Here is a 24,402-nt window from a genome sequence, read left to right as displayed (position 1 = left end):
TAACCCCAAAATCTTTCAAGATTTTGCTTGTTTCAACAGTCTACTAAAAAAAGATAGAACTGTCTAGTTGAAGGCTGGCCGATCCTACAAATTCTATGAAAATATACTATATTTAATAAAAACATAACTTAAGTTTCAAGCGGTTAAGTTATTCTTCCTTGTCAAAAGTGCAGCACCCACTAAACAAATCAAGATCAAAATAGCTGCTGAAAGATAGGGTCCAACCCTGAATCCTTCTCCAGCCATAAGGATTTCAGCCGACAACCCGGCAAGCCCCGCAGGTGCCCATTCAAACCATGAAGGCAATAAGCTTTGGCCTAATGATAATGCTGCCATTAGCACCAATGCTAAAAAAGCGGCAACTGGGGATTTTAAAAACCCACTAAACAACAACGTAGCTGATACAGCACATAACAGCCACAATCCATATACTCCAGCAGCTGCGATGACATCTCCCCAAGATAGTGAACCAATCAACTGCTCCGTGTAGTAAGCAGCGCCCGCTGCACCTAATCCTAGAGCAACGATCAACAGGGTCAGCTGTGCTGCCCATTTAGCGAACACTATTGCGGCTGGAGAAACCGGCCTTACCAGAATTAATTCCATAGTTCCGCTATAGCGCTCACCAGCTAAAACATTCATCGCGCCAAGCGCCAATACTAACATTCCGATCGTTCCGTACTGTCCCAAAGATTGCGCCATCACAGCTGCGGCACTCGGTATTTCATACCCCTCTAGGAGACCTGGAGGAACATCACCTGAAGCTTTTAATATTTCCGGCAAATAATAAGTAGTTAACGGCTGCATAATGCCTAATAGGATAAAAACGACAGGTATCCAGATTAACTTATAACTGCGAGCCATTTCGAGCATTTCTTTGCGATAAAGGACCCAGGCGCTTCTCATACTCCCACCACCTTCATAAATAAATCCTCTAACGTGGAAGAACCCGCTTCAAATTGCAGTAATGGAATTTCGAGCTGCGCCGCTTCTTGCAGAATCGTCCAACGGGCCATGTCTACATCGTTGACATTAAAAATGGCATGATCTCCGAACAACTGAGTCTCCAGTACAAACGGTTTGGCAGCAAGAGACTCCAGCCACTGAATAGCTTTTTCTTGCTTCTCCGTACGTAAACGAATAACAGGAAGGCTGTATTGTGAACGAAGCTGTGATAAAGATCCCTTCTCAGCAATCAAGCCTTGATTCATTAAAATAATATCATCGCAAATTTCTTCTGCATCATGCAGCACATGTGTAGAGAAAACTACAGTTGTCTCCTCACGTATTTCCCGCACCAGTCCCATTACTTCTCTGCGGCCAATCGGATCAAGTGCAGATACAGGCTCATCAAGCAATAACAGACGAGGCCGATGCACAAGCGCCTGAGCCAGACCCAGCCGCTGTTTCATCCCGCCGGAGTATCCACCAATCCGGCGACGAGCATCACCTTTAAGCCCTACACGCTCGAGCGATTCCAATGCCCTGCTGGTTGCGTCTTTAGTTCCCATTCCACTAAGCTTTGCAGCGAAAACAACATACTCATGTCCAGTCATCCACCCATAAAAAGCTGGAGACTGTGGCACATATCCTAATCCTCTGCGATATTCGGCTCCAGGACGGCTCCCCTCAAATGAAATCATGCCAGAGGTGGGTTCAAGCAGCCCTGCCAGCATACGAAGTGTGGTCGTTTTCCCAGCACCGTTAGGCCCCAATAAAGCGACGCACCGTCCTTTCTCAATTTCAAAGCTTATATCATTTACGGAAATATGCGCCCCATAGCTTTTGCGCAAATTCATAACTTGAAGGAGTGACATCAGACATCTTTCCTTCCTATTGTGAAATAAGCTACGCTACCTAATATATTTCCGCAAATAATGATAATAATCCACATCCATTTTGGGCCACGAACGTTATCCGCTTTGGCCAGTGATATCAGTCCAATAATTGCAAGCAAAGCCTGAAGAATAATTAACGGCATGATTAAACCCCATTTTACCTCTTCCATGAAGTACCACTCCTTGTAATAGGATGAAAGGAACGAGCTTCTTACTAAAGCTTTACAACTGCTTCTTCCTTCTACGTCGGTCAGGAAGTATGACAACGAGTAAGTAGACTAATGCTGGGGACGGAACTGTAGTAATCGCCCACAATCCCCAGAACCAAGCTTTTTTTCCGCGCCGTCTTGCATCCCGGAACAGTAAGGTCCCTTGCAGCATTAATGCTACTGCTATGCCAAACCACAACCAAAGAGGCACATCTTGTAGCTCATTCATTCTTGTACACCTTCTCTATTTCTTCTGATCCTGGCGATCCCTAAGCCACCCAGTCCTACAACAGGAATGATCGCCTGAATAATCCAATAGATCATGGGTGCAGAAGTGAGAATGGATAGAAATGCGCAGATCAGGATCAATGAGACCCCCCAGAATAACAGTAGTTCTTTACGTTCCCTTCTCTTTCTGTGCACAGCTGCATCAGCCATTAACCACTCCAGTTCCTGTAACGAAGGTGGGGTGATATCATCATATTGCGCATCCAAACGCTCAAGCTCTTCAGTAAGCTTGTGCAAATACAGTTCTGGCTCCTTATCCTTCTCCATCCTCATTCAGCTCCTTTCGCAATTGGTTAAGACCAAGGGATACACGCGATTTGACCGTGCCTGAAGGAATTTGCATGATCACACCGATTTCTTCATAGCTATAGCCATAATAATGCTTCAGCAGCACAGCTACCCTCTGAGCAGAGGGTAGCTTGGAGATGGAATCGAGTACTTCACTCCATTCTTCCCCCCTGCTCTCAAACCGCCAACGAATCGAACGGGTGCCCTGAGCCTGTTGTTCCCGTTTCTTCCAATCTGCCTCACGTTTCCAGCGCCGCTTTCGATCGATGAATATTCTGGTAGCTATGGTGATTAACCAAGAGGAGAACGAAGAAGAACCGTTATAGGTATTGATTTTTTCCATACATCTGACCATCGTGTCCTGTACAAGATCCTCTGCCAGTAACGGGTCCATAGTCACTTTAAGTAAATATTTGAACAAAAAAGTATAATGTTCTCGCAGCAGTGAAGACAGTGCTGAAGTATCTCCCTGCTGTGCCTGCCTGATTTTCTCCAGCGCCTGATCGCTCATCTGCCCCTCCATTCAGGATTAGTTCTTATTTGTAATACGATTATGTATAGTGATTCGTTCATTCCGTTTTAATTTTATTTTTTGAGCTCCCAGAGCTTACGCCGCCATGGCTGAAGCAATCCTGCTTCTGCTGGAAAATGCCAAAAAAGAGGCGTTCTTCTGGGCTCGCCTCCTGAAACCATTGGTATTCTCCCATCCTTATTCTCAGATTGTATGTCCCTGCGTTCTATGGAAGTACAAAAACCTCCCCTTCCAGAACATTCTGAAAAACATTGGCATTTACTGCTGCAAAAACTAGTCCATTTCTCCTTGGAGTCATACCATCCGTAATCCAACGGGTAATACATATTCTTCTCCAATCTATTTCCCCCCATGCTTTTAAACCTATATGTAGACAAAAAAAAGAACGCAAACCGGGATTAATTCCGCAGTCTGCGTGCTTCGCGAGGTTAATGTTACATTTAATTAACAATAGTGTAGTCCTTTTGTATCCCTTTGTCTATCAAAAATTCCCCGATTCTTGTCAGTTCTACTAGAATGACTGTTTATTGAGGAATATAAGGGTTACGAACTTTTTCAAAACCGATAGTTGTTCGTGAGCCGTGACCTGGATAAACCTTCACTTCATCATCCATTTTGTACAGCTTGCCACGAATAGAATCGAACAAATCACGTTCTCTGCCACCAGGCAAATCGGTGCGCCCAACTCCCATCTTAAACAGTACATCTCCAGAGAATAAATCATTCCCGCATAGGAAGCTGACACTGCCCGGAGAGTGCCCAGGTGTGTGGTACACCCGGAAGGTATGTCCGATGAATTGCAGAACTTGTCCTTCTGCCAGATCATACTCTGCAGGATCTGTAGTCAGAGGAGGCGAAATATCAGGCCACATCAATGAACCATTCAGCTTAGGGCTGCTGAGCCATTCACTTTCTAGTGGATGTAAATAAACAGGACATTTCTTAGCTTTACGAATTTCGTCTACGCCGCCCATATGGTCAAAGTGCGCATGCGTTAGCAAAATAGCCTCGATCTCCATCCCTTCGATACTCCGCACTAATTCCGCAGGATTCATGCCGGGATCAATAATGATTCCCTTCGTTGGATCCGCACCTGTCAGCAAGTAGGCATTGGTCTGAAGCGGACCTAAATTAAACGAACGTATATTTAGCATCGGTCTAGAATCCGGAAATCAGACTACGCAGCTCTTTTGCGATAACTGCCTGTGATTCCGTTCCTTCCCCATAAGCTTGCCCCATAGCCTTACGTACTTCTGCGATTTTGCTGTCGTAATCAGCAGCCTCACGATCAGGATTCTCACGTTTGAACTCTCTCATTAGGCTCTGCACATGCTCTGGACGAGGACCCCAATGTCCAAGCACGTATCCGCCGGTATCCGCAAAGATCACAATCGGAACAGATCTTCCGCCCATGGTCAAGAATTCATCCATAAGCTCCTGATTCTCTTCCAAAATGAATACCTCTGTCTTCATTCCGGCAGTCTCCAAAATACGGAAAACCGCAGGGACATTACGTACTACATCTCCACACCAATCAGCGGCAAGGATAAGTACCCGCAAATCGTCACGATGGTTCAGACTTTCGAAATATTCCTTGTCGCTCTCATCTTCCCAAGAAAACTTCTCATACCAGGATTCAAAAGCCTGCTGGTTCTTCGTCATGCTTTCTACAAATTGGCGCGGTGTAAGACCTTTTCCAAATTTATGAGCTACATTCGGTTTCATTTTGCAGTCCCTCTCTTCTTGGATTTAAACCACTTATACACAAAATAAATGATGATTAGTGCTAACGCTACAAGAATAATTTCGTTGGTGTACTTAGCTGCTACTTCGTCAATATCTTCCCACTTATTCCCCAATGTCATACCGAGATATACAAACAAAGCACTCCATGGAATAACAGCAAGTGTAGTCAATAAAGTGAACTTACCTAAAGGCATACGAGAAATCCCCGCTGGAACGGAAATGGCATGGCGAACAACGGGAATAAAGCGTGCCGTAAAGATTACGCCTGTCCCATATTTATTGAACCACTCTTCCGAATGATCAATATGCTTCTTTTGGATAAGAATATATTTCCCGTATTTCTCCAGTACAGGCCTGCCCCCATAACGGCCAATCCAATATACAAAGATCTGGGCAATCACTCCGCCTATCGTACCAAACAATACTGCGCCGAAAAAATTAATATCTCCACTCCATACCAAGAAACCACCGAAAGCCAATACAATTTCACTCGGAATAACTTCAATCATCAGTCCGATCATAATCCCAAAATAACCAAGACTCTGAATCCATTCAAATAATGTCGAGATCAGATCAGAAATAAAATGCAAACGTGCTCCTCCTCCCTTTTCCGCAGAATATGGCTACATGTATCAAGCTAATCGCCTTTGGCATCTTTATAAGACGCTAAGCGTTTAAGCGAGTGAAATATAAGAACATAAAAGCATAGATACTAATCTTATACTTTCTTATATTTTTAAAAGCTTTGCCGCTCTGCTATATTTTCCAGTTTCTCTTAGCCTATTCTAGCACAAGCAACCTTATCACTTCTACTTACGTGGTAAGCAGCTTCCATCTTCCAATCCACACTTAAAAAGAGTTTGAGTAACAGGCATAAACAAAAAAGGTGAACAAATTCCACCAATAAAGGGAAAATGAACACCTTTTTATCTGCGCTCAATTAATAAGCCATCCAACCGGCATCAGCCGTTATCACCGACCCATTCAAAAAGCTTGCAGCATCTGAAGCCAAAAATAAGGCTACCGAAGCAATCTCACTGCTTTCCCCTGTCCGTGGCATCGACGCCATTCCTTCGCCCGCTTTTTGACTCCCAAAAGGGCTTGGATCAGACAGATCAATATTTGTCTTTACTCCGCCCGGCGCTATGGCATTACAGCGAATTCCAAGCTTAGCGTATTGAAATCCTATATTTTTGGTCATCCCGATTACAGCATGTTTAGAGGAAGTATAAGCCACTCCCGCACGCGAGCCCGCTAAGCCGCCAATAGAGGCTACATTGATGATACATCCGCTTTCCTGTGCCATAAAAATCGGCAAAACCTTACGAATGGCTCTCATCGGACCGGTTACGTTGACCGCAAGCACCTGCTCCCACATGTCATCAGTGATCTCGTGCGCTGGCGTCATTTTATCCATAATACCGGCATTGTTAACAAGGATATGAAGGCCTCCAAACTGTGTGGTTGCGGCATCAATCATTCGCTGTGTGTCCTCTTCCTTCGAGACATCTGCCTTTACGGGATAGATAACTCCGTGTCCCTCACCCGTTTCTGCCTTTTTGGCCACCGCTTCTACATTGTCCAGATGGATATCCGCAGCAATCACTTTAGCCCCCTGTTGGGCAAAAAGAAGAGCAATCGCTTCTCCAATCCCCGATCCTGCACCTGTAACAATTGCGACTTTATTGGTTAGTATCATATATCTGCTCCTCTGCATCGTATGTTCGGTGCATCAAGGAATGCATGCCCATCGTTAGTATTAACAGGAGTCGGCTTTGGACGGCAGTTAATTTTAAAGATTCGGTGACACTTTTACACACGCTATTGCTAAGTGAATACTGCATTGACAGCTATGAAAGTGAAGAGCTATTATATATTTAGATAATTATTTAAATATCGAAAGGCAGGGTGGAATATGAATGAATCCTTTAAAGCACTAGCTGATCCTACCCGTCGCCAAATCATTCGGTTACTAAGGGAGAAAGATCGAACCGCAGGTGAAATCGCAGATTTTTTCAACATGTCTAAGCCAAGCATTTCTCACCATCTGAATGCGCTGAAGCATGCCGATCTGGTACAGGATGAGCGAAAAGGACAATTTATTATGTACTCGCTAAACACCACAGTCCTCGAAGAGGTTCTCGGTTGGTTATTGGAGCTCACTGGTACAGGAAAGCAAACGGAGACGGAGAGTAAATCACTGGACGGAAAGCAGCAACGTCAGGATATCGATTCCAAAAAGGAGGCGGATTAATGATGAAAGATTTCAAATGGAGATGGCAGGATACCCTAATAGTAGTATTAGGTTTAGCTACATTAGCCTACGCTCTGATCAATTACAGCAAGCTGCCGCAGGAGTTACCAGCACAGTTTGGAATTACGGGTAAGGTCAACAGATACTGGGACAAAAATATTGCTATTTTTGTGTTCGGAATCTTAGGGATTGTGCTCCCGCTAATCATGCAGTTCACACGCAGCATCGATCCTAAGCGGGAAAATTACAAAAAATTCGAAAACGCCTATGCCATGAGCAGACTTGCTATTGGGGTGCTTTTTAATCTAATGCTGGTGCTGTCGATTGCTTACGGTCTAGGTAAAGATATAAACGTTGGGAAGATCGCCATAGGAGCTGTCGGAATAATGTTTATTGCTCTCGGCAATTACATGCCACAGGTAAAAGATAATTACTTGTTTGGGGTTCGTACAGCCTGGACACTCGCCAACCCCGAGGTATGGCGAAAAACACATCGCCTATCCGGGATAATGTGGATGATCGGTGGCCTACTTATTTTTGCAGGAGCCTTTTTGAGCGGAGCCTTGTCTCAGCTTCTTATTATTACGGCACTCGTACTTGCAATTATCGTGCCCATTCTCTACTCCTGGATGATTTCACGTCCGCTAAAATCGTAAAGCAAACATACTAAGCCGTCGACTCAAGTCGTCGGCTTGTTCTGTCATTCGGAACTCGCGGTCATTATGTTGCCCTCCTTTATTAGCCTCCTCTTCTGCCAACCTTCTATATTTCAAAAGAAGTTCATTCCCAGAGGCGACACAGATTAGGCCTTCCTTTCGCTTTCCTTCTGCAAGCTTTTTTTGCCCCATAAGAAGCATCCCTTCAATCGCCTTCACCCACTTGGCATTGTTGTACTTATCCAGCTTAAGGCTCTGGCCTATCCAATATAACGCTGCCCCCGGATGGTCGCTGCTCATCCATACTTCAGCCAGCTCCCAGCTTAAGCTGGCATTCTCGGGAGAATACAACAGACTCTGCCGAAGCAGACTCACGCTCTGTTCACCCGAGAGCAGCCTAGATAATGCTATAGCCGTTCGAGGTGACCGGGGATTCCAACCCAGCGATTGCTGTAGCAGCTCTACCTTCACCGAAGGATCCACCGACATAATCGCTTGTCGATAGAACTTCTCTCCTTGAGCGGCGTGAAAAGATAGCACCCCCAGCAGAAGCGAAAAACAACATGCCGCAGTTCCGATTAGTCGGCGAAGACGGATTTGGGGCGGATTCTTGGGTGTGGGGTGAGCGATTGGCGGATTCGCTGGTGTAGTGACATTGGTAAGGGGGTTCGTGGATGTAGGGTAAACTATTAGCGGATTCGCTGGTGTAGTGACGTTGGTGAGCAGGTTCGTAGATGTAGAGTGAGCGATTAGCGGATTCACAGGTGTAGTGACATTGGTGAGCGGGTTCGTGGATGTGGAGTGAGCGATTAGTGGATTCGCAGGTGTAGTGACATTGGTGAGCGGGTTCGTGGATGTGGAGTGAGTTGGCAGCTTGGTCTCAGACTGAGGGTGGGTTGGCGCAGATTGATGTTTCTGCTTATGCTCAGCCAGAGCAATCGCTGGCAGCCAGAATAGCAGCATCCAAAATAATCCATAGCTCCAATCAAAATCGACGACGCTGTGCAAGACGATGACCAGAAACGGCGGCAGCAACCGCGGCGATTTAGTAGCCAGCAGCCAGCCTGCTGCCAACAGCATAAGGAGTATGGCTGCAAGACCAACGAATCCTAAGTTCAACAGGATGTCGAGGTATCCATTATGCACCTGGCTGCCTACATAAGGGCGAGATTGGGCGGCAAGGTATGAATGCCGCCAAGTCTCACCCCCACGTCCCAGCCAAGGTGCCTCTACCGCTAGCCGCCAGGCGTCGCGGTAGAACAGCCCGCGCGCGGATACCGTCGATGACGGTCCGGTGATCCGCTCGCGCACGTGCAGGAGGACGGCGATCCCCGCCGCCGTCCAACCTGCCGCCGCCAATGCCAGCATGGCGGCTCGGGCAGTGCCCGCCGCGCCGCGCTGGCGGCGGCACAGCCATAGGCCGGCTAGCAGCGCGCCGGCCCAAAGCCCGGCCAGCAACAGCAGGCCGGGCACTGGCTCTACCGCCAACCCGGCACGGGCCAGTTGGCGGTAGAGTAGCGCCGCGGCGGCCACGGGCGCGGCGCCAGCAGCAAGAAGCGGCGCGATTAGCTGCCGCTTCCAGAGCAAGACGGCGGCGCAGGCGCAAGCCGCCGTCAGCCATGCGCCGCGCGACTCGGTGAGGAGCAGCGCGGCGGTGTACGGGAACAGCGGCAGCAAGCGCAGCAGCGCGGCGGTCGTGCTTCCCGCTTTTCCCTGCTCCGCTTCTACGCCTTCTTCCCCTCTGCTCCTCCGTTCCTCATCTGCGCACTCCATCCCCAGCCCAACACTTCTTGCCTCCAACATATTCGCGCTCTTTTTTGGATCCCCATAATAAACAGCAACAGCAAATAGCCGTTCCAGCAGAAAAACAGCCATCACAGCACCAAAAGCATTCGGATATTCCATCAATCCTGCTAATCTAACCCCTGTGGCGCTCACTTCTGCTGAATTGCTGTAAGCCACAGCGAAAGGCAACTTTACCACTCCACACACAGCCAATAAAGCGCTCAGGCATAAAGTCATACCCAGCATAGACCAAATTACATTTAAAATCCGGCGTCCCACCAGGTTCACCGCACAAAAACAAACCAATATTGCAAAGCTAGCATACAAGCCCCACCGCAGCATTTCATTCATAGTTCCCTGGGAAGAAAGTGGCCCGCACATCCAATGAATCACATAAAGCGATAGAATAATTAAAGGGACGCTTAATAATATTCTTAACGCTCTATTTTCTCCACTAACTTGACCAACTTCACTAACTTCACTAACCCCATTGACTCCCGTAAAACCTCTTACTGCACCTGCACCTACTCCTCCCCCACTTTTTCTCCATGCACCAACCCCAACAAGATAATAAAGCGAGCACGCACAACACAGCACAAACCATAAGGTTAGAAAGGGATACATCTCCTCAGTAAAAAACAACCCCCGCAACAAACAAGCACCCACACCAGCCGCTATCACTAAGCCTCCACAAATATATGCAATTGATGATTCCAGATTCCGGTCTTTTTTAAAACGCCACATTTAGATACCCCTGTACTCGTTAATTTATCTCTATCCTTTCCACATTTCCCTTATACAAGACTAGAACGCAAAAAGACGATACCTCTCCACAAAGGAGCGGTACCGTCCTAACCATTAGATCGCACTAGCTGTACTATCCGAATTCTCATTCAAAAAAGCTATATAGTTGTAAAAAGTACAACTAATCCCGTGCTTTCGCTGCTTACTTCCACTTTAATTGCACTTAGTGCAACTATTTTTCAAGAATCCCGCCGTATGGGGAGTATTGTTCGTTTTTAAGTGTACAAAGTGCAACTAAATCACTAAAACGCAGCTTCAGAGCATATTTAGTTGCACAAAGTACAACTAAACCAACTCACCATTAGATCGCACTAGCCGTACCGTCCTCACCATTAGATCGCACTAGCCGTACCGTCCTCATCATTGGATCGCACTCACTGCACCATCCTAACCATTTGATCTCACTAGCTGTACTATCCGAATTCCCATTCAAAAAAGCTATATAGTTGTAAAAAGTACAACTAATCCCGTGCTTTCGCTGCTTACTTCCACTTTAATTGCACTTAGTGCAACTATTTTTCAAGAATCCCGCGGTATGGGGAGTATTGTTCGTTTTTAAGTGTACAAAGTGCAACTAAATCACTAAAACGCAGCTTCAGAGCATATTTAGTTGCACAAAGTACAACTAAACCAACTCACCATTAGATCGCACTAGCCGTACCGTCCTCATCATTGAATCGCACTCACTGCACCATCCTAACCATTAGATCGCACTAGCTGTACTATCTGAATTCCCATCCAAAAAAAGCTATACAGTTGTAAAAAGTACAACTAATCCCGTGCTTTCACCGCTTACTTCCACTTTAATTGTACTTTGTGCAACTGTTTTTCGAGAATCCCACCATATGCGGAGTATTGTTCGTTTTTAAGTGTACAAAGTGCAACTAAATCACTAAAACGCAGCTTCTGAGCATATTTAGTTGCACAAAGTACAACTAAACCAACTCGCCATTAGATCGCACTAGCTGCACCGTCCTAACCATTAGATCACACTAGCCGTACCGTCCTAACCATTTGATCGCACTAGCTGTACTATCCAATTTCCCATTAAAAAAGCTATATAGTTGTAAAAAGTACAACTGATCGAATAGCCTGCACCTATAAGTGCCCATTCTACAGTACTACCGTTCTACCATGCTACAGTCCTACCGTTTTACGCTCTCTACCTTAATATCCTCTACCCTTCTACCGAACTCCCAGTGGGAAGCAGATCAGCGCATACGCGTTCGAGGTAGGGTTTTGCTCCCAGAAAATCGCGGAATGCGGTGTATTCGCGCCATTTGACGGAGTTGTCCCCGGCTGAACTCTTAACGGCACGAATCAAAATGTTCTTCGGCGTATTCTCCAGATCGATGAATTCCAGCAGCTGGCTGCTATAGCCCATCATGTCGAGCAATTTGGCGCGAATGGCATCTGTAGCCAAGGCGGAAAAACGCTCTTTCAGTATGCCATGCGAAAGCATAGGGCTCATTACTTCATTTTCGATTTGTGCGAATAATTCATGCTGGCAGCAAGGCACGGACAAAATAACAGACGCTCCCCAACGTACCGCTTTTTCAAGGGCAGCATCAGTAGCTGTGTCGCAAGCATGAAGTGTGATCACCATGTCTACTTGCTCCAGCTCATTGTACTCAGCAATGTCACCCACAAGGAACTTCAAGTGATCATAACCGATTTTCGCAGCAAGTTCGTTACAATGCTCAATCACATCTGCTTTCAAATCTAACCCAATGATATTAAGCTCCCGCTTCTTGCGAACGGTCAGATAGTGATACAGTGCAAAGGTCAAATATGATTTTCCACAACCAAAATCCACAATCGTCAAGGGTCGGCCGGTTGGCAGATCGGCAAGCACGTCCTCTACCATCTCCAGAAAACGATTGATCTGCCGAAATTTATCATATCTTTTGGCTAGCACTTTGCCTTCTTTATTCATGATGCCAAGTTCCACCAGAAATGGCACAGGCTCTCCATCCTCCAGCACATAACGTTTGCGGCGGTTGTGAGCTAGATCCGGCTCTTCTTTTTTACTTGGAGACTTAGTTAGGATTGATACTTTGAATTTTTTGCTAATAAGCACCTGATAATCGGCTTCTACTGTACACAACAAGCCTTGCCGATATGTTTCTCTAAATAAAAGAGATATCTCTTCCGCCGCCAATTCTGCGGGTACGTTGCGATGTTCTACCTTTGTACCAATATAGGACGCAAACTGATAATGCAGCTTACCCTTTAGTTCAACAGGTTTAACCTGCACCTTGGTACAATTTTCGCCTTTATAACGCACTTGACTTAGGGTAGCCGTAATCAAAGTACGGTCGTTAATTAGTTGTTCAATTAGAGCTGTTAAAGATTCCACAACGCACATCTCACTTTCGGGATTAAAAATGGAGAATCTATGTCTCCTAACCATCATCGTTCATTATATCACGTGTTAACAAGGGTCGTTCCTTGTTCTAGCAGGGCTTAACATGCAGCTCTCCACTAACTATAGTTAATGCTCGCCCAGACATCTTAATCTGGTCTTTACTTACCTCTAACTGAAGCAAACCTCCACGTTTCGAAGCTTGATAAGCGGTCAACTGCGTACGATTGAGTCTATCCGCCCAAAAAGGTGCCAGTGCAGTATGCGCTGAGCCTGTTACCGGATCCTCATTCACTCCTACCTTCGGCGCAAAAAAACGTGATACACAATCAATACCTTCGATAGAGCTTTCTGCGGTAACCGCGAAGCCTCTCCCTTCAAGCCCGGATAAAGCTCCGAAGTCAGGGCTGAGTTCGCGAACCCGTGCTTCCTGATCCAGTCGTACAAGCACATTGTCAGCATATCGCATAGTTTCCACCACATTCGCTTCTGCAATACCAAGCGCTGCTGCGAGACCTGAAATTACAGGAGAGGGTTGAAGCTGATAAGGCGGGAAGTACAGTGAGATCAAATCTCCTGAACGAGAAGCTCTGAGCAACCCACTGCGTGTATAGAACCTTGCTTCCATATCAGGAGCTAGCAGTCCCCTCTCCCATAATACATGTGCACTTGCTAGAGTCCCATGACCACATAGCTTGACCTCAACTTTAGGTGTAAACCAGCGCAGGCGATATCCATCTTCCTCTGGCCAGAGAAAAGCTGTCTCTGACAAGTTCATTTCCGCTGCTGTCTTCTGCATATAACCTTGATCGACGGGATGCTCCAGTAAACATACCGCCGCAGGGTTGCCTGAATAAGCCTGTTCTGCAAAAGCATCGATAATATATAAAGGGATATTCATCGTATTCATCAGGTTCCTGATTCCTTTCGTATCGCTGTTATCCTGCCCCACTCTTTTAACCCCTGCTCTACTTCCTCCAGAGGAAGAGTACCTTGTTCCAATTCTGCAGATGACTTGAGCAGCAGTCGATTGTATAGCTTATCCCCTTCTATTACAACATTTTCTCCCTGCTCCCACAGCCGGTAGAGGCTGTCCTCCGCTTTACTATATCGCCCTACCGACTCCATATACTCCATCAGTAGCCGCTCCGTTTTAGCCGGGAGCCGATAGGCCTGCACATCCTGCAAGAGTTCATCAATTTCCTGAGTCATATGCAGCAGCTCCCGGTCTGCACCGTGAAGATCCGCGTACAAATATAAATGTAAGGCTCTCATACTTCTAAATAATGCTGCATCCTTATCGCCATTTGCGGCATAAATACTGCCTTCTTCCTTCAGCAGTTTGGCCAGACCTTGAAGCTTATCGGACTCAACCACACCGCCAAAACGAAACATATCTATGATATCTTCTACAGATAGTGAATTTAAAAGACGTGAATTCAGCGGAAAATGCCGGTTCAACAGCTCATCGATTTCCCATAAAGCTTCTGTCGTCTTCCGTTCCTGCTTCAGAGTAAGTACCTTGGCAACCATCGCCGTCATATCTTCGATCATCCGGACAATATAGTCTCTTCGAAACATGCACATCCTCCTTTTCCGTACTGTGGTAGCAAAAACTACAGGACTCATACCACTTAAATTATTCTATTGATTTATCTTAAACCATTGCCGAATTCTATGCCAGTTAAGGAGAATACCAGATCATTAGATAGCCCTAAAAGAAAGAGGCAGCACACGCCAGAATGGCGCCGTGCTGCCTCTTTGTAGAAGATTTTTTATACGCGGCTATTATCTAAAACGGAAGCCTGGACAAAATCCTTAATGATCTCGGCTAACCGTTCAGGAGCTTCAAAAAGACTCATGTGGCCTGCACCCGATATCGTTGCTTGCGTTACATTTGGCTTATCCGCAGTAAAGGTTCGTTCAGCAGGAATCAATCCATCCTGCTCGCCAGCAACAAGCAATACCGGCAACGTAGTGGCCGTAATTACATCCCGTCGATCTGGACGCTCACGCATCGCCAGTGCAGCTCCTGCTGCTCCTTGTGGAGGCGTTTTGTAGCCGATTTCTTTAGCGCGCTCCAGCAGCTGTGGGGATGCAGAAGCGGTTGCTTCAGCAAACAAGCCTGGTACGAAGCTGTCTACGAAAGGAGTAATCCCTTCATTTTGAATCGCGCTGACACTCTTCAGTCGTTTTTCCTTAGCTTCTTCACTATCTGGATAAGCAGTAGAATGAATTAATCCAAAGCCTTTCAATCGAGAAGCATAACGCTGAGCAAACGATAGCGTAATATATCCGCCAAGCGAATGACCAAGCATGATGCATTCAGCAATCTCCAGCGAATCTAACAGACCCAGAACATCATCTGCCATTTGTTCAATACTATAAGGTCCTAGTGGAGCTTCCGAAGCTCCGTGACCACGTAAATCGGGAGCAATCACTCGGTAGCCGCTGCTTAAGACAGGAATGACTTGTTCCCAATATTCAGCGCTTCCACAAAAGCCATGCAGCAATACAATAACTTCGCCTTTCCCCTGATCACTGTAGCATATATTGCTTCCGTCACAACGAACTCTTTCCATGGCTGCTTCCCTCTTTCTAGAATACTAAGATAATGTGTCTAATATCTATTATTAAGCAAAACAGCCCGCCTTGAAACGGACAGCTTATTTTTAAGTGCCCAATGGGTACTACTGGAGTCCGAATCCTTTTGCTGCCGCTATAGCGATATGTTCTGCCATAACCATCACTCTATGCAGTGGAGTAGTCTGCAGCGTCCGATAAGGTTTCGGGCCATTCATATCTACAACGGCCGCCAAACTATAGTGACCTACGGCTGGAAGATTTGCCCCCACCGATTGTGCAGGCAGCAGTGGCTCACTCGAAACGAAGTAATATCCAAGCGCGATCGGAGGGCCCAGACAAGCATCTACCGCAACTACAATATGCCCGGAGGGAATCTCAGCCACTCTGGCCACCAAATTATCTGCATCGCAAGGAGACGGCAACGTACCGATTACATGTCGGAAGCCATGTTCCACAAGTTTGCTGCCCGTCAACGGACCGAGTGCATCTCCTGTAGATCGATCTGTTCCGATACAAAGAAACGTGACTTCCTCGGCGGAATGCAGAGCAGCTATTTCCATGAAAAAGGACACCAGTCCAGCATCGTCCATTTTAATGCGTTTTCCGCTTCCCTGTTCTCTGATTGCCAATACATTTGCTCCCTTCGATGATATTTTTTGATTTCATGCCTTTAATTTAACATGATTTCAGTGAACCCGACAAAAAAATGGTGGTCAAGCTGCCAAACATGGTAAAATACATGAATCAGTATACAGAGAGGATGTTTTAACCTAATGGATTTAACAAAGCCTAGTCAGGAAAATGTTGAGTATATGATCGAGGCTATCAAAAACAAATTAAAAATGGCCAGTGCTGCGGCGATGCAAGCCTCCGCTTTTTCAGTAGATCATTATGAAGATATCTATGATGTATATGAGGTAGCCATGGGCAGCGACAGACTGAGTATTTCTCAGGTGGAAGCACTCGTCTCCGAACTCGGCCGTCTACGTCATAAATAATAGTTCTCCCTATACAAGAAGAAACGATGTTGCCGTCCTTTAAAGATGACCACCGCTTCTCGTAGAAAAAAGCCCTTCGCTGCGTATCCAGAAGATGGATTCGTAGTCGAAGGGCTCTTTTTATATGATCCTACTTTATGAAATTAAGCTTGAACTCGGTATCCGCATGGCCTACTCGTGTACCCCCGTCATTGTAAATCACGCCTGAAAATGCATTGCGCAGCTTTTCCAAGGTATTTTTCTGACTATAACCAATTTGGTTTAAAATTCCCTGTACAATAAGTCCCCACTCTTCTTCCGACCCATCCAGAATCTTGAAGGCAATCCCCAGTCGCTCACGGCGTAAACCGAAGCAATACACACCCTTAAATCCACCTTTAGCAATAATATTATCATCTTCCAAAAGAATAGAATCAAGGCGACCAGATCCAGAAACCATCTCCGGATAAGCATTCATTGCCGTTGTAATAGTAGTAACCGCTTTGCGAGTAGCTTCATCTGCAATCAAATCCGGATTGGCTAATTTCAAATAGGCTGTCGCCAAGGCGGTCAGAGGCAGAGCAAATACCGGAAGTCCACATCCGTCCGTACCTAAACCGATGCTGTCTGGGGCCACACCAGCCATATAAGCAATGGTGTCGATAATCTCACGCTGCACCGTTTGCTCCGGCTGTGAGTATTCTTCAAGCGGCAAACCTTTGAGCTTACTGTAAGCTAAGATGCCCATGTGCTTGCCCGCACAGTTATGATAGAACTTTCTTTTGCCCGCACCACGAATGGCGTTCTCCCTGCTGGAATAATCCAGCGGGTAACTCGTTGCACAGATCATTTGTTGCTCATCGATGCCAATCTTGGAGGATATGCTCTCTAGCGCAGCAACATGGTAGCTCTCTCCCCGATGAGAGGCGGTCATCAGGGCAACCTCTGCGGGAGTAAAGCCGTAATGCTCCACGATCCCCCCACGTACGCCTGGAATAGCCTGAAGGGGTTTAGCAGCTGAACGGGTGAACGATACAAATTCCGGGTCACCTGCATACCCCATTAAATTTCCATTCTCTCCTACGATGGCAATATGCCCACTATGGACACATTCCAGCAAATCCGCCCGATACTCTCGTACTAATACGGTTTCCATGATATCTCTCCTCTTTTCTCTAGATGCTCTATAACTCACAAGGACTTATTAGTATTCACATTTAATAAATGCTAGAAAATAACCCCGTGCTCCGGGGATTTTTGAGTACTCCACAAACTCCCTTAAGTGTTGGTTCCATGAGGAATTCTACTCCTATTTTCATTATTCTTCAATCCTGTCCACACCAAGAAGATTATAGAAACCGGATAAAATATAAAAAACCGCTTCCTTCTCAGAAGCTTAATCTCTGAGTAGAAAGCGGTTTTTAGCGAATTCAGCGTAGCTTCACAAGGGTAGCGCAGTTCGCCTTATCCTTTGCTTGCACCTGCGGTGAGGCCATCCACCAAGAAACGCTGTAGGAAAATGAACAGCAGCGTGACTGGGAGAGCGACCAATACCGCTCCGGCAGCGAACAACGTAAACTCGGTTGAGTTGCTCTGGTTCACCATACGGTAAAGCCCAACGGCGAGCGTTCTTGTATCCTCCGTGCGCAATACAAGGTCGGCGAATATAAAATCCACAAAGCAGCCGTTGAAAATCATAAGGCTGGCATAGGTGAGCATCGGCTTAGATAACGGGATCATGATAGAAAGGAATACTTTCATATGGCTCGCCCCATCCATTCGCGCAGCATCTTCCAAGCTTTTAGGAATCGTATCAAAAAAACCTTTAGCCACAAAAACATTCGTGATAATAGCGCCGCTGCTGTATACGAGCACAAGTGCCCAATGAGAATTCAGTAGCCCAAGTGTGTTCAGCAGCACGTAAACTGCAATCATAGCCATAAATCCCGGAAACATCTGCAGAACTAGGAGCGCGGTTAGTGTAGTTTTTCTGCCCGTAAATCGATAACGAGAAATGGCGTACGAAGTCAGCAGCAGCAAAAAGGTGCCGAGCAGCGTAGACAACGCCGCAATCTTTAGCGTATTCATGAACCATAACAAATATTTAGTTTGCTCAAACAGTTCCTTGTAATGAACAAAGGTAAAATTCTTAGGAATCAATGAGTCACTGAACAAACTGTTTCCTGTTTTGAACGAAGACATAATAATCCAGAAGGCTGGGAAAAGACTAATAAAACTGAGCACAATCAGCAATAAATGGCTTCCAAACGTTTTTAACGCTTCCGTCAGTCTTAGCTTCATGCAATCATATCCTCCTCTTTAAAGGACCGCGTCCGCCGGTAGCTCCAGATGGAGAATGTCGCGACCATCAGGAAGATGACAATCCCGATGACAGAAGCAAAGCTATACTGCGACTGGTTCAGCGCCAGTTTATAAAGCCAAGTCACCAGCAAGTCAGTGTGGCCCGCGTACTGGTAGTTGGGATTAACCGGTTCTCCGTTAGTCATTAGATAAATGACATTAAAGCTGTTAATATTGCCGGCAAACTGCATAATCAGGATAGGTGCGGTTGCGAACAATACCATGGGCAGCGTAATCATGCGGAATTTATAAAATGACCCAGCACCGTCTACTTCTGCCGCTTCATACATATCCCTCGGAATTGTTGTCAGCACCCCGAAGGCCAGAATCATGGTCACCGGAATGCCGATCCACATATTAGCCAGAATTACAGTGACCTTAGCCCAGAAAGGATTGGTTAGCCAGGCCACACCCTCCAGTCCCAAGGCTCTTAAATAACTATTGATCGGTCCGAATTGATTATTGAACATATTGCGCATGACGAGCAGAGAAATCATATTGGGAATAGCGAACGGAACGATCAGAAGTGTGCGCCAAAGCTTTTTGCAACGGACACGGGGCTGGTGAATAAGTACTGCAATGAGCACACCTCCAATGTAAGTCGTCGCAGTAGCAATAACCGCCCAGATCAAGGTCCAAGTCAGCACTCCACCGAAGGTGGAACTCCAGACATCCAGACTAAGCATTTTATTAAAATTACCGAAACCCACCCAGTCTACCAGATGTGCTGGCGGTAAAATCGGGTCGGCATAGTTCGTAAACGCCAGTAGCACCGAAAAAACAAGTGGTAATATCGTCAGAAAAACCACAGCCACAAAGGGAATCGCGAGGACAAGATAGGCAAAATTCCTCCGCCCCATAGCTCTGAGCGATTCAGCGAATGAATGAATGGGCTCTTTCCGGTCCCGTGCAGCTCCAACTAGGAATGCATCTCTGATGTTCAATAAATGAAATGCTGTATAAAAGAGCAGCGCCAGCAATGCCATTAGACCATTGATCATCATAAAAATGGAATGGTCGCCTTCCACCATCCGGGTTAATTTGCCTACCTTGACCATACGGCTTGGAAATTCCCCAAGCGTAATTAAGCCATGCAAATGACCCATCAGATCATGAGCAATATAGAAGATTCCAGCAGACCCTACCAGCAGGAATACCAATCCTTTCAGCCACTGCCGGTTGTAGAACTGGCCCAGTCCCGGAATAATAGCCGAGAGTAGCGCTGCGCCTGTTTTTTTCCTCATGGTTAAATCACCTGCCCTTTACTTCGACTCCAGATCGGCCTGAATCGTAGTTACAGTCTGATCCAGCGTCTGTTTAACATCAAGATTCGAGTCGTTCCACAGGGATACAAACGCTGCTTTTAGGGGTTCCCAGACGGATTTGATTTCTGAAACGGAAGGCATTGGAACGGAATTTTGGAATTGCTCGAAGAATCCGCCAATAATAGGGTCATCTTTGATTTCCGGCGCTTCTCCAGCCTCTATACTCGCAGGAATCGCTCCCGTCATCTCAAAGTTCTTAAGCTGGTTCTCCTTGTTGCTTGCAAAATGTGCGAACAAACGGCCTGCGACCGGATATTCCGTATATGAGTTAACATAATACGATTTGACACCGGAGAAAGAAAGACTGTCTTGACCGTCAGGTCCCTTTGGAAGAGGAGCCACACCCAGGTTAACATTTTCCTTAAACGCCGCTATGGACCATGGCCCATCGATATTCATCGCCAGCTTACCTTCTTGGAATAATTGGGTTTTCACGTCATAAGTGATATCTCCTGCATTCAAAGGCAGAATTTTTTTGAGGCTCTGCAGAAACGTAAATCCTTTGATAGTGCCCTCATTGTTCAATCCAATATCCTTGAAATTCGTATTGTTGTCTCCGTAAATATATCCGCCGAAGCTGCCAATAAACGGATAGCTGTAATATCCGACGAATTCCCACATGATTGCGAATTTATTTTCCTTCGGATTGTTGTACGTATCTGCAAAAGCAATCACATCATCCCACGTTTTAGGAGCGTCAGGAATCAGGTCCTTGTTGTAGAACAGCGCATAGGTTTCCACCGATTTAGGATAACCGTAAAGAATGCCATCATAAGACGATGCCTGAACGGCTGTTGCCACCATCGTTGATTTGGTTTCTTCCTCAAAAACATCGTTTGGCAAAAGCAGCCCTGCTTTTACGGCTTGCCCGATCTGGTCATGGGGCAGAGTCAACACATCTGCAGCAAGTTTAGACGGACCATCCGTCGCCAGTCTTGCGCCTTGATCGCCACCCGCCATTTCCTCAACCGTGACGGGAACACCATATTCTTTTTCGAAATCAGCAGCTACCTGCTTCATGTATTCAAGCTGCTCCTTGGCTTCCCAGACCATAAGTTTGGCCCCTGCTTCTGGCTTCATTTCCTCATCAGTGGTTTTCTCTTCGGTATTTGTCTCATTTGTGGTTCCCCCCGGCTCGTTCACTGCGGAATTCGGACTCGAATTCGGCTTTGATGCGGAGTTCCCATTGCCAGAACCGCATGCGGTGACCGTCAAAGTTAACAGCAGGCATAGGACTAAACTAAATGTTACCGCTTGCATTTTGGAACGTTTACTCTTCTTCATTTGCTCATCTCCCCTTCGATCATGAGTGATTAAACCTAACCCGCATTGAAAAAAAGCATATAAAAAAGGTACAACCTCATTTGCACAAAGTGCCGAGGTTGTACCTTTGCAGGTAACAGTGCCTTTAATTTGAATGCGTGTTATGAAAAATCAAGTTCGTTCGCACTCATTCTATAATATCCATAATTTTGATTGCAATCAGGGTATAAGTCCAAACAAGACGGTTTAACAAAGTTTATCTTATCTTTTCTCTTATTTTCTCTTTATTCCTACCACATACTAAATATTCCATATTGTAAATTCTTGTGAAATAACCTCTTGCTTTGCTCTTGAGGGTTATGGTAAGATGCAGACAAATTTAAAGGCAATGAAACCGCCAAGGGTTCAACCTCTGAAAATCATGAGGTTGGCCCTTTTTTGCGTTTACATGCCCGAAGGGATGGAAAATGAGTATGATTCAACCGGAAGCCGTTTATCACCGTATGGGACAAAATTGGTCATATGCCTACGATGAGTCTACACTTCATATTCGCCTAAGAACTAAGCGGGACAACGTATCACAGATCGACCTTTTCTGTGGAGATAAATTTGGCTGGGACAAAACGCATGAGGTCATTCCAATGCAGCGCCTCGCTTCTGACGGCTTGTTCGATTACTGGCAAGCCTCCGTCCGTCCTGTTTACCGCAGACTCGCGTATTACTTTGCGCTTTATAACAAAGACGAAGTCCTTTATTTTTTGGAAAAAGGATTTTATCCAGAGCCACCTGCTGTTGTATATGAGGGTCTGTTCGACTTTCCATTTTTGAATCGTGAAGATGTGCACTCCCCTCCATCTTGGGTGAAAGATGCAGTATTTTATCAAATATTCCCGGAGCGTTTCGCGAATGGTGATCCCACCAACGATCCGACAGATGTACTCGAATGGGGCGGCACACCGAGTCCTCGGAATTTCTTCGGAGGAGACTTGCAGGGTGTACTAGATCATTTGGATTATCTCTGTGAATTGGGCATCAATGCTATATATTTTAATCCTCTATTTGCGGCAACCACCAATCATAAATACGATACAGAAGATTATTACTTGGTCGATCCTCATTTTGGCAGCAACACATTGCTGAAAGAGTTTGTGGACTCCTGTCATTCCAAAGGCATCCGTGTCATCCTGGACGGTGTCTTTAATCATTGCGGCCATACCTTCCCGCCATTTGTTGATCTGCTCGCGAACGGGCAATCTTCGCGTTATGCCGATTGGTTCCATGTACGCGAGTGGCCGCCACAGGTCATCGACGGAATTCCCACCTATGACACATTTGCATTCGAGCCTATCATGCCTAAATTCAACACTGAGAATCCTGAAGTCATAGAATATCTACTGAATGCAGGCCGCTATTGGATCGAGGAAATCGGTATAGACGGCTGGCGGCTTGATGTCGCAAATGAAGTCTCACATTCGTTCTGGCGGCAATTCCGCAGTACGATCAAAAGCGTTAATCCAGAGGCCTATCTCGTAGGAGAAATCATGCATGATTCCTTGCCGTGGCTGCTTGGCGATCAGTTTGACGCCGTTATGAATTACCCGCTAACGAATATTCAAATTAATTTTTTCGCCCACGGACAGATCAATGCTGCACAATTCTCTCAGTCGGTTGCTACTATGCTAGCGAATTATCCGCAACAAATTACGGAAGCAGCCTTTAATCTGCTAGACAGCCATGATACAGTTCGTTTCCTGACACTTTGTGGCGGTGACATCAGGAAGTTAAAGCTGGCCGTTTTGTTCCAGATGACCTTTCAGGGAGCACCCTGTATTTATTATGGCGATGAAATCGGCATGGATGGCGGATACGACCCGGACAACCGAAAATGCATGGAGTGGGACTCCCAGAAACAGAATCAAGAATTGCTCGAATACTATCGCTGGACGATCAGCCTTCGTAAATCTCATCCCGCATTCCGGAGCAGTGGATTTAAAGCGCTGGAGATTCCGGGTTATCCAAAGCTGCTTGTATATGAGCGGTGGGACAAACAAAGCCGATTCATAATCGTATTGAATAATGAAGATGTTATGGCCGATGTCATCATTCCTGTAACCGGGGCAGACATGATATGGGTAAACCTAAAGACGCAGAAGCGGACTGAATCCTCCACATCCCAGCTGTATCTGAATCTGCCTGAATTCGGCTATGCGGTACTCCAAGCCGTTAATGATTAATCCGTAACATTCTAAATTCAATCGTAGAAGGATGGAGACATATGCTGCATATCACAGCCTGTCTTCGCCCTTCTTTTTGCGCATAAACAAATGTTGATAAAGTCTCAAAAACGCGGTTTATATGACCTAAAGCCATCTAGGTTACCGTATCCTCCCTTAACCTCCCGTAATCTCCCCCTTGCTCTTCAACTGTTTCAGCCCATACGCCAAAGTTTATATACGAAGTAAGATAAATTATAAGGAGTGATTGGTGATGAGTAACGTAGAACATGAAGTAGAGAACGGAAGCAGCTTATTAAAAGGTATCTTTATTGGTAGCTTAATTGGTGCCGCAGCAGCCCTGCTATTTGCACCAAAGCCTGGCCGTGAAATGCGCAGTGATCTGTCAGATAAACTTTCTCTAGCTACAGACAAGACCAAAGAAGTTGCTGGTGCCGTAACTGACAAAACCAAAGCTATTGCGACAACAGTTGGCGAAAAAGCAACCGATTTGGCTAGTACGGTATCAGATAAAGCCTCTGATATCTATACCACTGTCAGTGACAGCAAACAACAGATTGCCGCCACTCTTCAAGAGGCTGGAAGTAAAATTGGTGACACTGTAAGTGAAGCCTCAAGCAATGTAAGCTCGGATGTTAAAGACGCCTCTAAAGACGTAGCTGATGAAGCCAAAGCATCCTCTAAAGAGGTTGCCAATCAGGCTAAGGATGCGAAAGAGGATGTAAAATCCTCCTATAAATCCAATTACTAATCTGCGGCATCATACAGCTATCACTTTAACAAACAACAGCCAGCTGACCGCAGCTGGCTGTTGTTTAGTTATACCTTTATTCACATCAGCAGATACAACTAGACATTTAATTAATGCCCGTTCGGGCTATAGAAAGCAGG

The 24,402-nt window shown here is 46.0% G+C and carries 25 protein-coding genes; 5 read left to right on the top strand and 20 right to left on the bottom strand.

The genetic code is table 11. The features are described 5' to 3' along the window. Window positions 1-135 precede the first annotated feature (135 nt). The 10 genes from MHH49_RS13835 to MHH49_RS13790 form a co-directional block, all read right to left on the bottom strand. The gene (locus MHH49_RS13835; RefSeq protein WP_076104199.1) at window positions 136-906 is read right to left on the bottom strand and encodes an ABC transporter permease subunit; all 771 of its coding nucleotides are present in this window, start codon (window positions 904-906) and stop codon (window positions 136-138) included. Beyond that, window positions 903-1,817 (bottom strand): ABC transporter ATP-binding protein, encoded by a 915-nt coding sequence (locus tag MHH49_RS13830; RefSeq protein ID WP_038573303.1) that lies wholly within the window; start codon window positions 1,815-1,817, stop codon window positions 903-905. Before MHH49_RS13830 ends, MHH49_RS13835 begins: the two co-directional genes overlap by 4 nt. Next, the gene (locus MHH49_RS13825) at window positions 1,817-2,008 is read right to left on the bottom strand and encodes a PLDc N-terminal domain-containing protein (RefSeq protein ID WP_036680175.1); all 192 of its coding nucleotides are present in this window, start codon (window positions 2,006-2,008) and stop codon (window positions 1,817-1,819) included. Before MHH49_RS13825 ends, MHH49_RS13830 begins: the two co-directional genes overlap by 1 nt. A 52-nt stretch (window positions 2,009-2,060) precedes the next feature. Then, a complete protein-coding gene (locus MHH49_RS13820) occupies window positions 2,061-2,276 on the bottom strand; it encodes a hypothetical protein (RefSeq protein ID WP_036680176.1) in 216 nt (71 codons plus the stop codon). Further along, window positions 2,273-2,602, bottom strand: a complete 330-nt coding sequence (locus MHH49_RS13815) for a YxlC family protein (protein WP_036680177.1) — start codon at window positions 2,600-2,602, stop codon at window positions 2,273-2,275. Before MHH49_RS13815 ends, MHH49_RS13820 begins: the two co-directional genes overlap by 4 nt. Continuing rightward, window positions 2,589-3,134, bottom strand: a complete 546-nt coding sequence (gene sigY / locus MHH49_RS13810; protein ID WP_036680178.1) for an RNA polymerase sigma factor SigY — start codon at window positions 3,132-3,134, stop codon at window positions 2,589-2,591. Before sigY ends, MHH49_RS13815 begins: the two co-directional genes overlap by 14 nt. A gap of 545 nt (window positions 3,135-3,679) precedes the next feature. Next, window positions 3,680-4,309: an MBL fold metallo-hydrolase gene (locus MHH49_RS13805; protein WP_341138202.1), complete on the bottom strand. Its 630-nt coding sequence runs from the start codon at window positions 4,307-4,309 to the stop codon at window positions 3,680-3,682. Between the two features lie 4 nt (window positions 4,310-4,313). Next, window positions 4,314-4,880 (bottom strand): thioredoxin family protein, encoded by a 567-nt coding sequence (locus MHH49_RS13800; RefSeq protein WP_036680182.1) that lies wholly within the window; start codon window positions 4,878-4,880, stop codon window positions 4,314-4,316. Continuing rightward, window positions 4,877-5,491: a DedA family protein gene (locus tag MHH49_RS13795; RefSeq protein ID WP_036680184.1), complete on the bottom strand. Its 615-nt coding sequence runs from the start codon at window positions 5,489-5,491 to the stop codon at window positions 4,877-4,879. Before MHH49_RS13795 ends, MHH49_RS13800 begins: the two co-directional genes overlap by 4 nt. Before the next feature lie 350 nt (window positions 5,492-5,841). After that, the gene (locus tag MHH49_RS13790) at window positions 5,842-6,600 is read right to left on the bottom strand and encodes a glucose 1-dehydrogenase (protein WP_076100948.1); all 759 of its coding nucleotides are present in this window, start codon (window positions 6,598-6,600) and stop codon (window positions 5,842-5,844) included. Between the two features lie 216 nt (window positions 6,601-6,816). Between MHH49_RS13790 and MHH49_RS13785 the strand changes: the two genes are divergently transcribed. Both MHH49_RS13785 and MHH49_RS13780 read left to right on the top strand, forming a co-directional pair. Further along, window positions 6,817-7,155 carry an autorepressor SdpR family transcription factor gene (locus tag MHH49_RS13785; RefSeq protein WP_051491108.1) on the top strand — a complete coding sequence of 113 codons (339 nt, stop codon included), beginning with the start codon at window positions 6,817-6,819 and terminating at the stop codon, window positions 7,153-7,155. Next, window positions 7,155-7,811, top strand: a complete 657-nt coding sequence (locus tag MHH49_RS13780) for an SdpI family protein (protein ID WP_076224259.1) — start codon at window positions 7,155-7,157, stop codon at window positions 7,809-7,811. Before MHH49_RS13785 ends, MHH49_RS13780 begins: the two co-directional genes overlap by 1 nt. Here the strand turns inward: MHH49_RS13780 and MHH49_RS13775 are convergent. The 6 genes from MHH49_RS13775 to yyaC form a co-directional block, all read right to left on the bottom strand. After that, the gene (locus MHH49_RS13775; protein WP_341138201.1) at window positions 7,800-10,340 is read right to left on the bottom strand and encodes an O-antigen ligase family protein; all 2,541 of its coding nucleotides are present in this window, start codon (window positions 10,338-10,340) and stop codon (window positions 7,800-7,802) included. The two genes, MHH49_RS13780 and MHH49_RS13775, sit on opposite strands and share 12 nt — an antisense overlap. Before the next feature lie 1,237 nt (window positions 10,341-11,577). Next, window positions 11,578-12,768, bottom strand: a complete 1,191-nt coding sequence (locus MHH49_RS13770; protein ID WP_081382568.1) for a class I SAM-dependent methyltransferase — start codon at window positions 12,766-12,768, stop codon at window positions 11,578-11,580. A gap of 88 nt (window positions 12,769-12,856) precedes the next feature. Continuing rightward, the gene (locus MHH49_RS13765; RefSeq protein ID WP_256717908.1) at window positions 12,857-13,717 is read right to left on the bottom strand and encodes a PhzF family phenazine biosynthesis protein; all 861 of its coding nucleotides are present in this window, start codon (window positions 13,715-13,717) and stop codon (window positions 12,857-12,859) included. After that, the gene (locus MHH49_RS13760; RefSeq protein ID WP_076100631.1) at window positions 13,675-14,346 is read right to left on the bottom strand and encodes a DUF6483 family protein; all 672 of its coding nucleotides are present in this window, start codon (window positions 14,344-14,346) and stop codon (window positions 13,675-13,677) included. The genes MHH49_RS13765 and MHH49_RS13760 overlap by 43 nt, the downstream gene beginning before the upstream one ends. A 194-nt stretch (window positions 14,347-14,540) precedes the next feature. After that, complete coding sequence (locus MHH49_RS13755; RefSeq protein WP_036680199.1) at window positions 14,541-15,347, bottom strand: alpha/beta fold hydrolase; 807 nt, start codon at window positions 15,345-15,347, stop codon at window positions 14,541-14,543. Between the two features lie 108 nt (window positions 15,348-15,455). Beyond that, window positions 15,456-15,980, bottom strand: a complete 525-nt coding sequence (yyaC, locus tag MHH49_RS13750) for a spore protease YyaC (protein WP_249267773.1) — start codon at window positions 15,978-15,980, stop codon at window positions 15,456-15,458. Window positions 15,981-16,124: 144 nt separating this feature from the next. On the opposite strand from yyaC, the gene MHH49_RS13745 reads away from it, so the two are divergent. Further along, the gene (locus MHH49_RS13745) at window positions 16,125-16,349 is read left to right on the top strand and encodes a DUF1128 domain-containing protein (protein WP_036680203.1); all 225 of its coding nucleotides are present in this window, start codon (window positions 16,125-16,127) and stop codon (window positions 16,347-16,349) included. A gap of 130 nt (window positions 16,350-16,479) precedes the next feature. Here MHH49_RS13745 and MHH49_RS13740 read toward each other — a convergent pair whose 3' ends face one another. The 4 genes from MHH49_RS13740 to MHH49_RS13725 form a co-directional block, all read right to left on the bottom strand. Further along, complete coding sequence (locus tag MHH49_RS13740; RefSeq protein WP_036680204.1) at window positions 16,480-17,484, bottom strand: asparaginase; 1,005 nt, start codon at window positions 17,482-17,484, stop codon at window positions 16,480-16,482. A 308-nt stretch (window positions 17,485-17,792) separates the two neighbouring features. Beyond that, a complete protein-coding gene (locus tag MHH49_RS13735) occupies window positions 17,793-18,629 on the bottom strand; it encodes a sugar ABC transporter permease (RefSeq protein WP_036680210.1) in 837 nt (278 codons plus the stop codon). Further along, complete coding sequence (locus tag MHH49_RS13730; RefSeq protein ID WP_076297130.1) at window positions 18,626-19,933, bottom strand: sugar ABC transporter permease; 1,308 nt, start codon at window positions 19,931-19,933, stop codon at window positions 18,626-18,628. The genes MHH49_RS13735 and MHH49_RS13730 overlap by 4 nt, the downstream gene beginning before the upstream one ends. Window positions 19,934-19,951: 18 nt before the next feature. Next, entirely contained in the window at window positions 19,952-21,298 is a 1,347-nt protein-coding gene (locus tag MHH49_RS13725; RefSeq protein WP_076142229.1) for a sugar ABC transporter substrate-binding protein, read from the bottom strand. A 446-nt stretch (window positions 21,299-21,744) separates the two neighbouring features. Between MHH49_RS13725 and MHH49_RS13720 the strand changes: the two genes are divergently transcribed. Beyond that, window positions 21,745-23,511: a glycoside hydrolase family 13 protein gene (locus MHH49_RS13720; protein ID WP_445667555.1), complete on the top strand. Its 1,767-nt coding sequence runs from the start codon at window positions 21,745-21,747 to the stop codon at window positions 23,509-23,511. Between the two features lie 253 nt (window positions 23,512-23,764). Next, on the top strand, window positions 23,765-24,262 hold the full coding sequence (locus MHH49_RS13715) for a YtxH domain-containing protein (RefSeq protein ID WP_038573324.1): 498 nt from the start codon (window positions 23,765-23,767) through the stop codon (window positions 24,260-24,262). Window positions 24,263-24,402: the final 140 nt, after the last annotated feature.

Source organism: Paenibacillus sp. FSL F4-0122 (assembly GCF_038002845.1).
Classification (GTDB): domain Bacteria; phylum Bacillota; class Bacilli; order Paenibacillales; family Paenibacillaceae; genus Paenibacillus_AQ; species Paenibacillus_AQ odorifer.
The sequence above is the reverse complement of the archived record's forward strand: the minus strand, read 5'-3'. Positions and strand labels throughout refer to the sequence as shown.

Excerpts from the sequence above, each read along its gene's own strand:
- MHH49_RS13815 (WP_036680177.1), bottom strand. The coding sequence starts at position 2,602 with ATGGAGAAGGATAAGGAGCCAGAACTGTATTTGCACAAGCTTACTGAA.
- MHH49_RS13835 (WP_076104199.1), bottom strand. The coding sequence starts at position 906 with ATGAGAAGCGCCTGGGTCCTTTATCGCAAAGAAATGCTCGAAATGGCT.
- MHH49_RS13780 (WP_076224259.1), top strand. The coding sequence starts at position 7,155 with ATGATGAAAGATTTCAAATGGAGATGGCAGGATACCCTAATAGTAGTA.
- MHH49_RS13745 (WP_036680203.1), top strand. The coding sequence starts at position 16,125 with ATGGATTTAACAAAGCCTAGTCAGGAAAATGTTGAGTATATGATCGAG.
- MHH49_RS13725 (WP_076142229.1), bottom strand. The coding sequence starts at position 21,298 with ATGAAGAAGAGTAAACGTTCCAAAATGCAAGCGGTAACATTTAGTTTA.
- MHH49_RS13775 (WP_341138201.1), bottom strand. The coding sequence starts at position 10,340 with ATGTGGCGTTTTAAAAAAGACCGGAATCTGGAATCATCAATTGCATAT.
- MHH49_RS13800 (WP_036680182.1), bottom strand. The coding sequence starts at position 4,880 with ATGAAACCGAATGTAGCTCATAAATTTGGAAAAGGTCTTACACCGCGC.
- sigY (WP_036680178.1), bottom strand. The coding sequence starts at position 3,134 with ATGAGCGATCAGGCGCTGGAGAAAATCAGGCAGGCACAGCAGGGAGAT.
- MHH49_RS13755 (WP_036680199.1), bottom strand. The coding sequence starts at position 15,347 with ATGGAAAGAGTTCGTTGTGACGGAAGCAATATATGCTACAGTGATCAG.
- MHH49_RS13720 (WP_445667555.1), top strand. The coding sequence starts at position 21,745 with ATGAGTATGATTCAACCGGAAGCCGTTTATCACCGTATGGGACAAAAT.
- MHH49_RS13760 (WP_076100631.1), bottom strand. The coding sequence starts at position 14,346 with ATGTTTCGAAGAGACTATATTGTCCGGATGATCGAAGATATGACGGCG.
- MHH49_RS13740 (WP_036680204.1), bottom strand. The coding sequence starts at position 17,484 with ATGGAAACCGTATTAGTACGAGAGTATCGGGCGGATTTGCTGGAATGT.
- MHH49_RS13805 (WP_341138202.1), bottom strand. The coding sequence starts at position 4,309 with ATGCTAAATATACGTTCGTTTAATTTAGGTCCGCTTCAGACCAATGCC.
- MHH49_RS13785 (WP_051491108.1), top strand. The coding sequence starts at position 6,817 with ATGAATGAATCCTTTAAAGCACTAGCTGATCCTACCCGTCGCCAAATC.
- MHH49_RS13730 (WP_076297130.1), bottom strand. The coding sequence starts at position 19,933 with ATGAGGAAAAAAACAGGCGCAGCGCTACTCTCGGCTATTATTCCGGGA.
- MHH49_RS13830 (WP_038573303.1), bottom strand. The coding sequence starts at position 1,817 with ATGTCACTCCTTCAAGTTATGAATTTGCGCAAAAGCTATGGGGCGCAT.
- MHH49_RS13820 (WP_036680176.1), bottom strand. The coding sequence starts at position 2,276 with ATGAATGAGCTACAAGATGTGCCTCTTTGGTTGTGGTTTGGCATAGCA.
- MHH49_RS13790 (WP_076100948.1), bottom strand. The coding sequence starts at position 6,600 with ATGATACTAACCAATAAAGTCGCAATTGTTACAGGTGCAGGATCGGGG.
- MHH49_RS13735 (WP_036680210.1), bottom strand. The coding sequence starts at position 18,629 with ATGAAGCTAAGACTGACGGAAGCGTTAAAAACGTTTGGAAGCCATTTA.
- MHH49_RS13770 (WP_081382568.1), bottom strand. The coding sequence starts at position 12,768 with ATGTGCGTTGTGGAATCTTTAACAGCTCTAATTGAACAACTAATTAAC.
- MHH49_RS13715 (WP_038573324.1), top strand. The coding sequence starts at position 23,765 with ATGAGTAACGTAGAACATGAAGTAGAGAACGGAAGCAGCTTATTAAAA.
- MHH49_RS13825 (WP_036680175.1), bottom strand. The coding sequence starts at position 2,008 with ATGGAAGAGGTAAAATGGGGTTTAATCATGCCGTTAATTATTCTTCAG.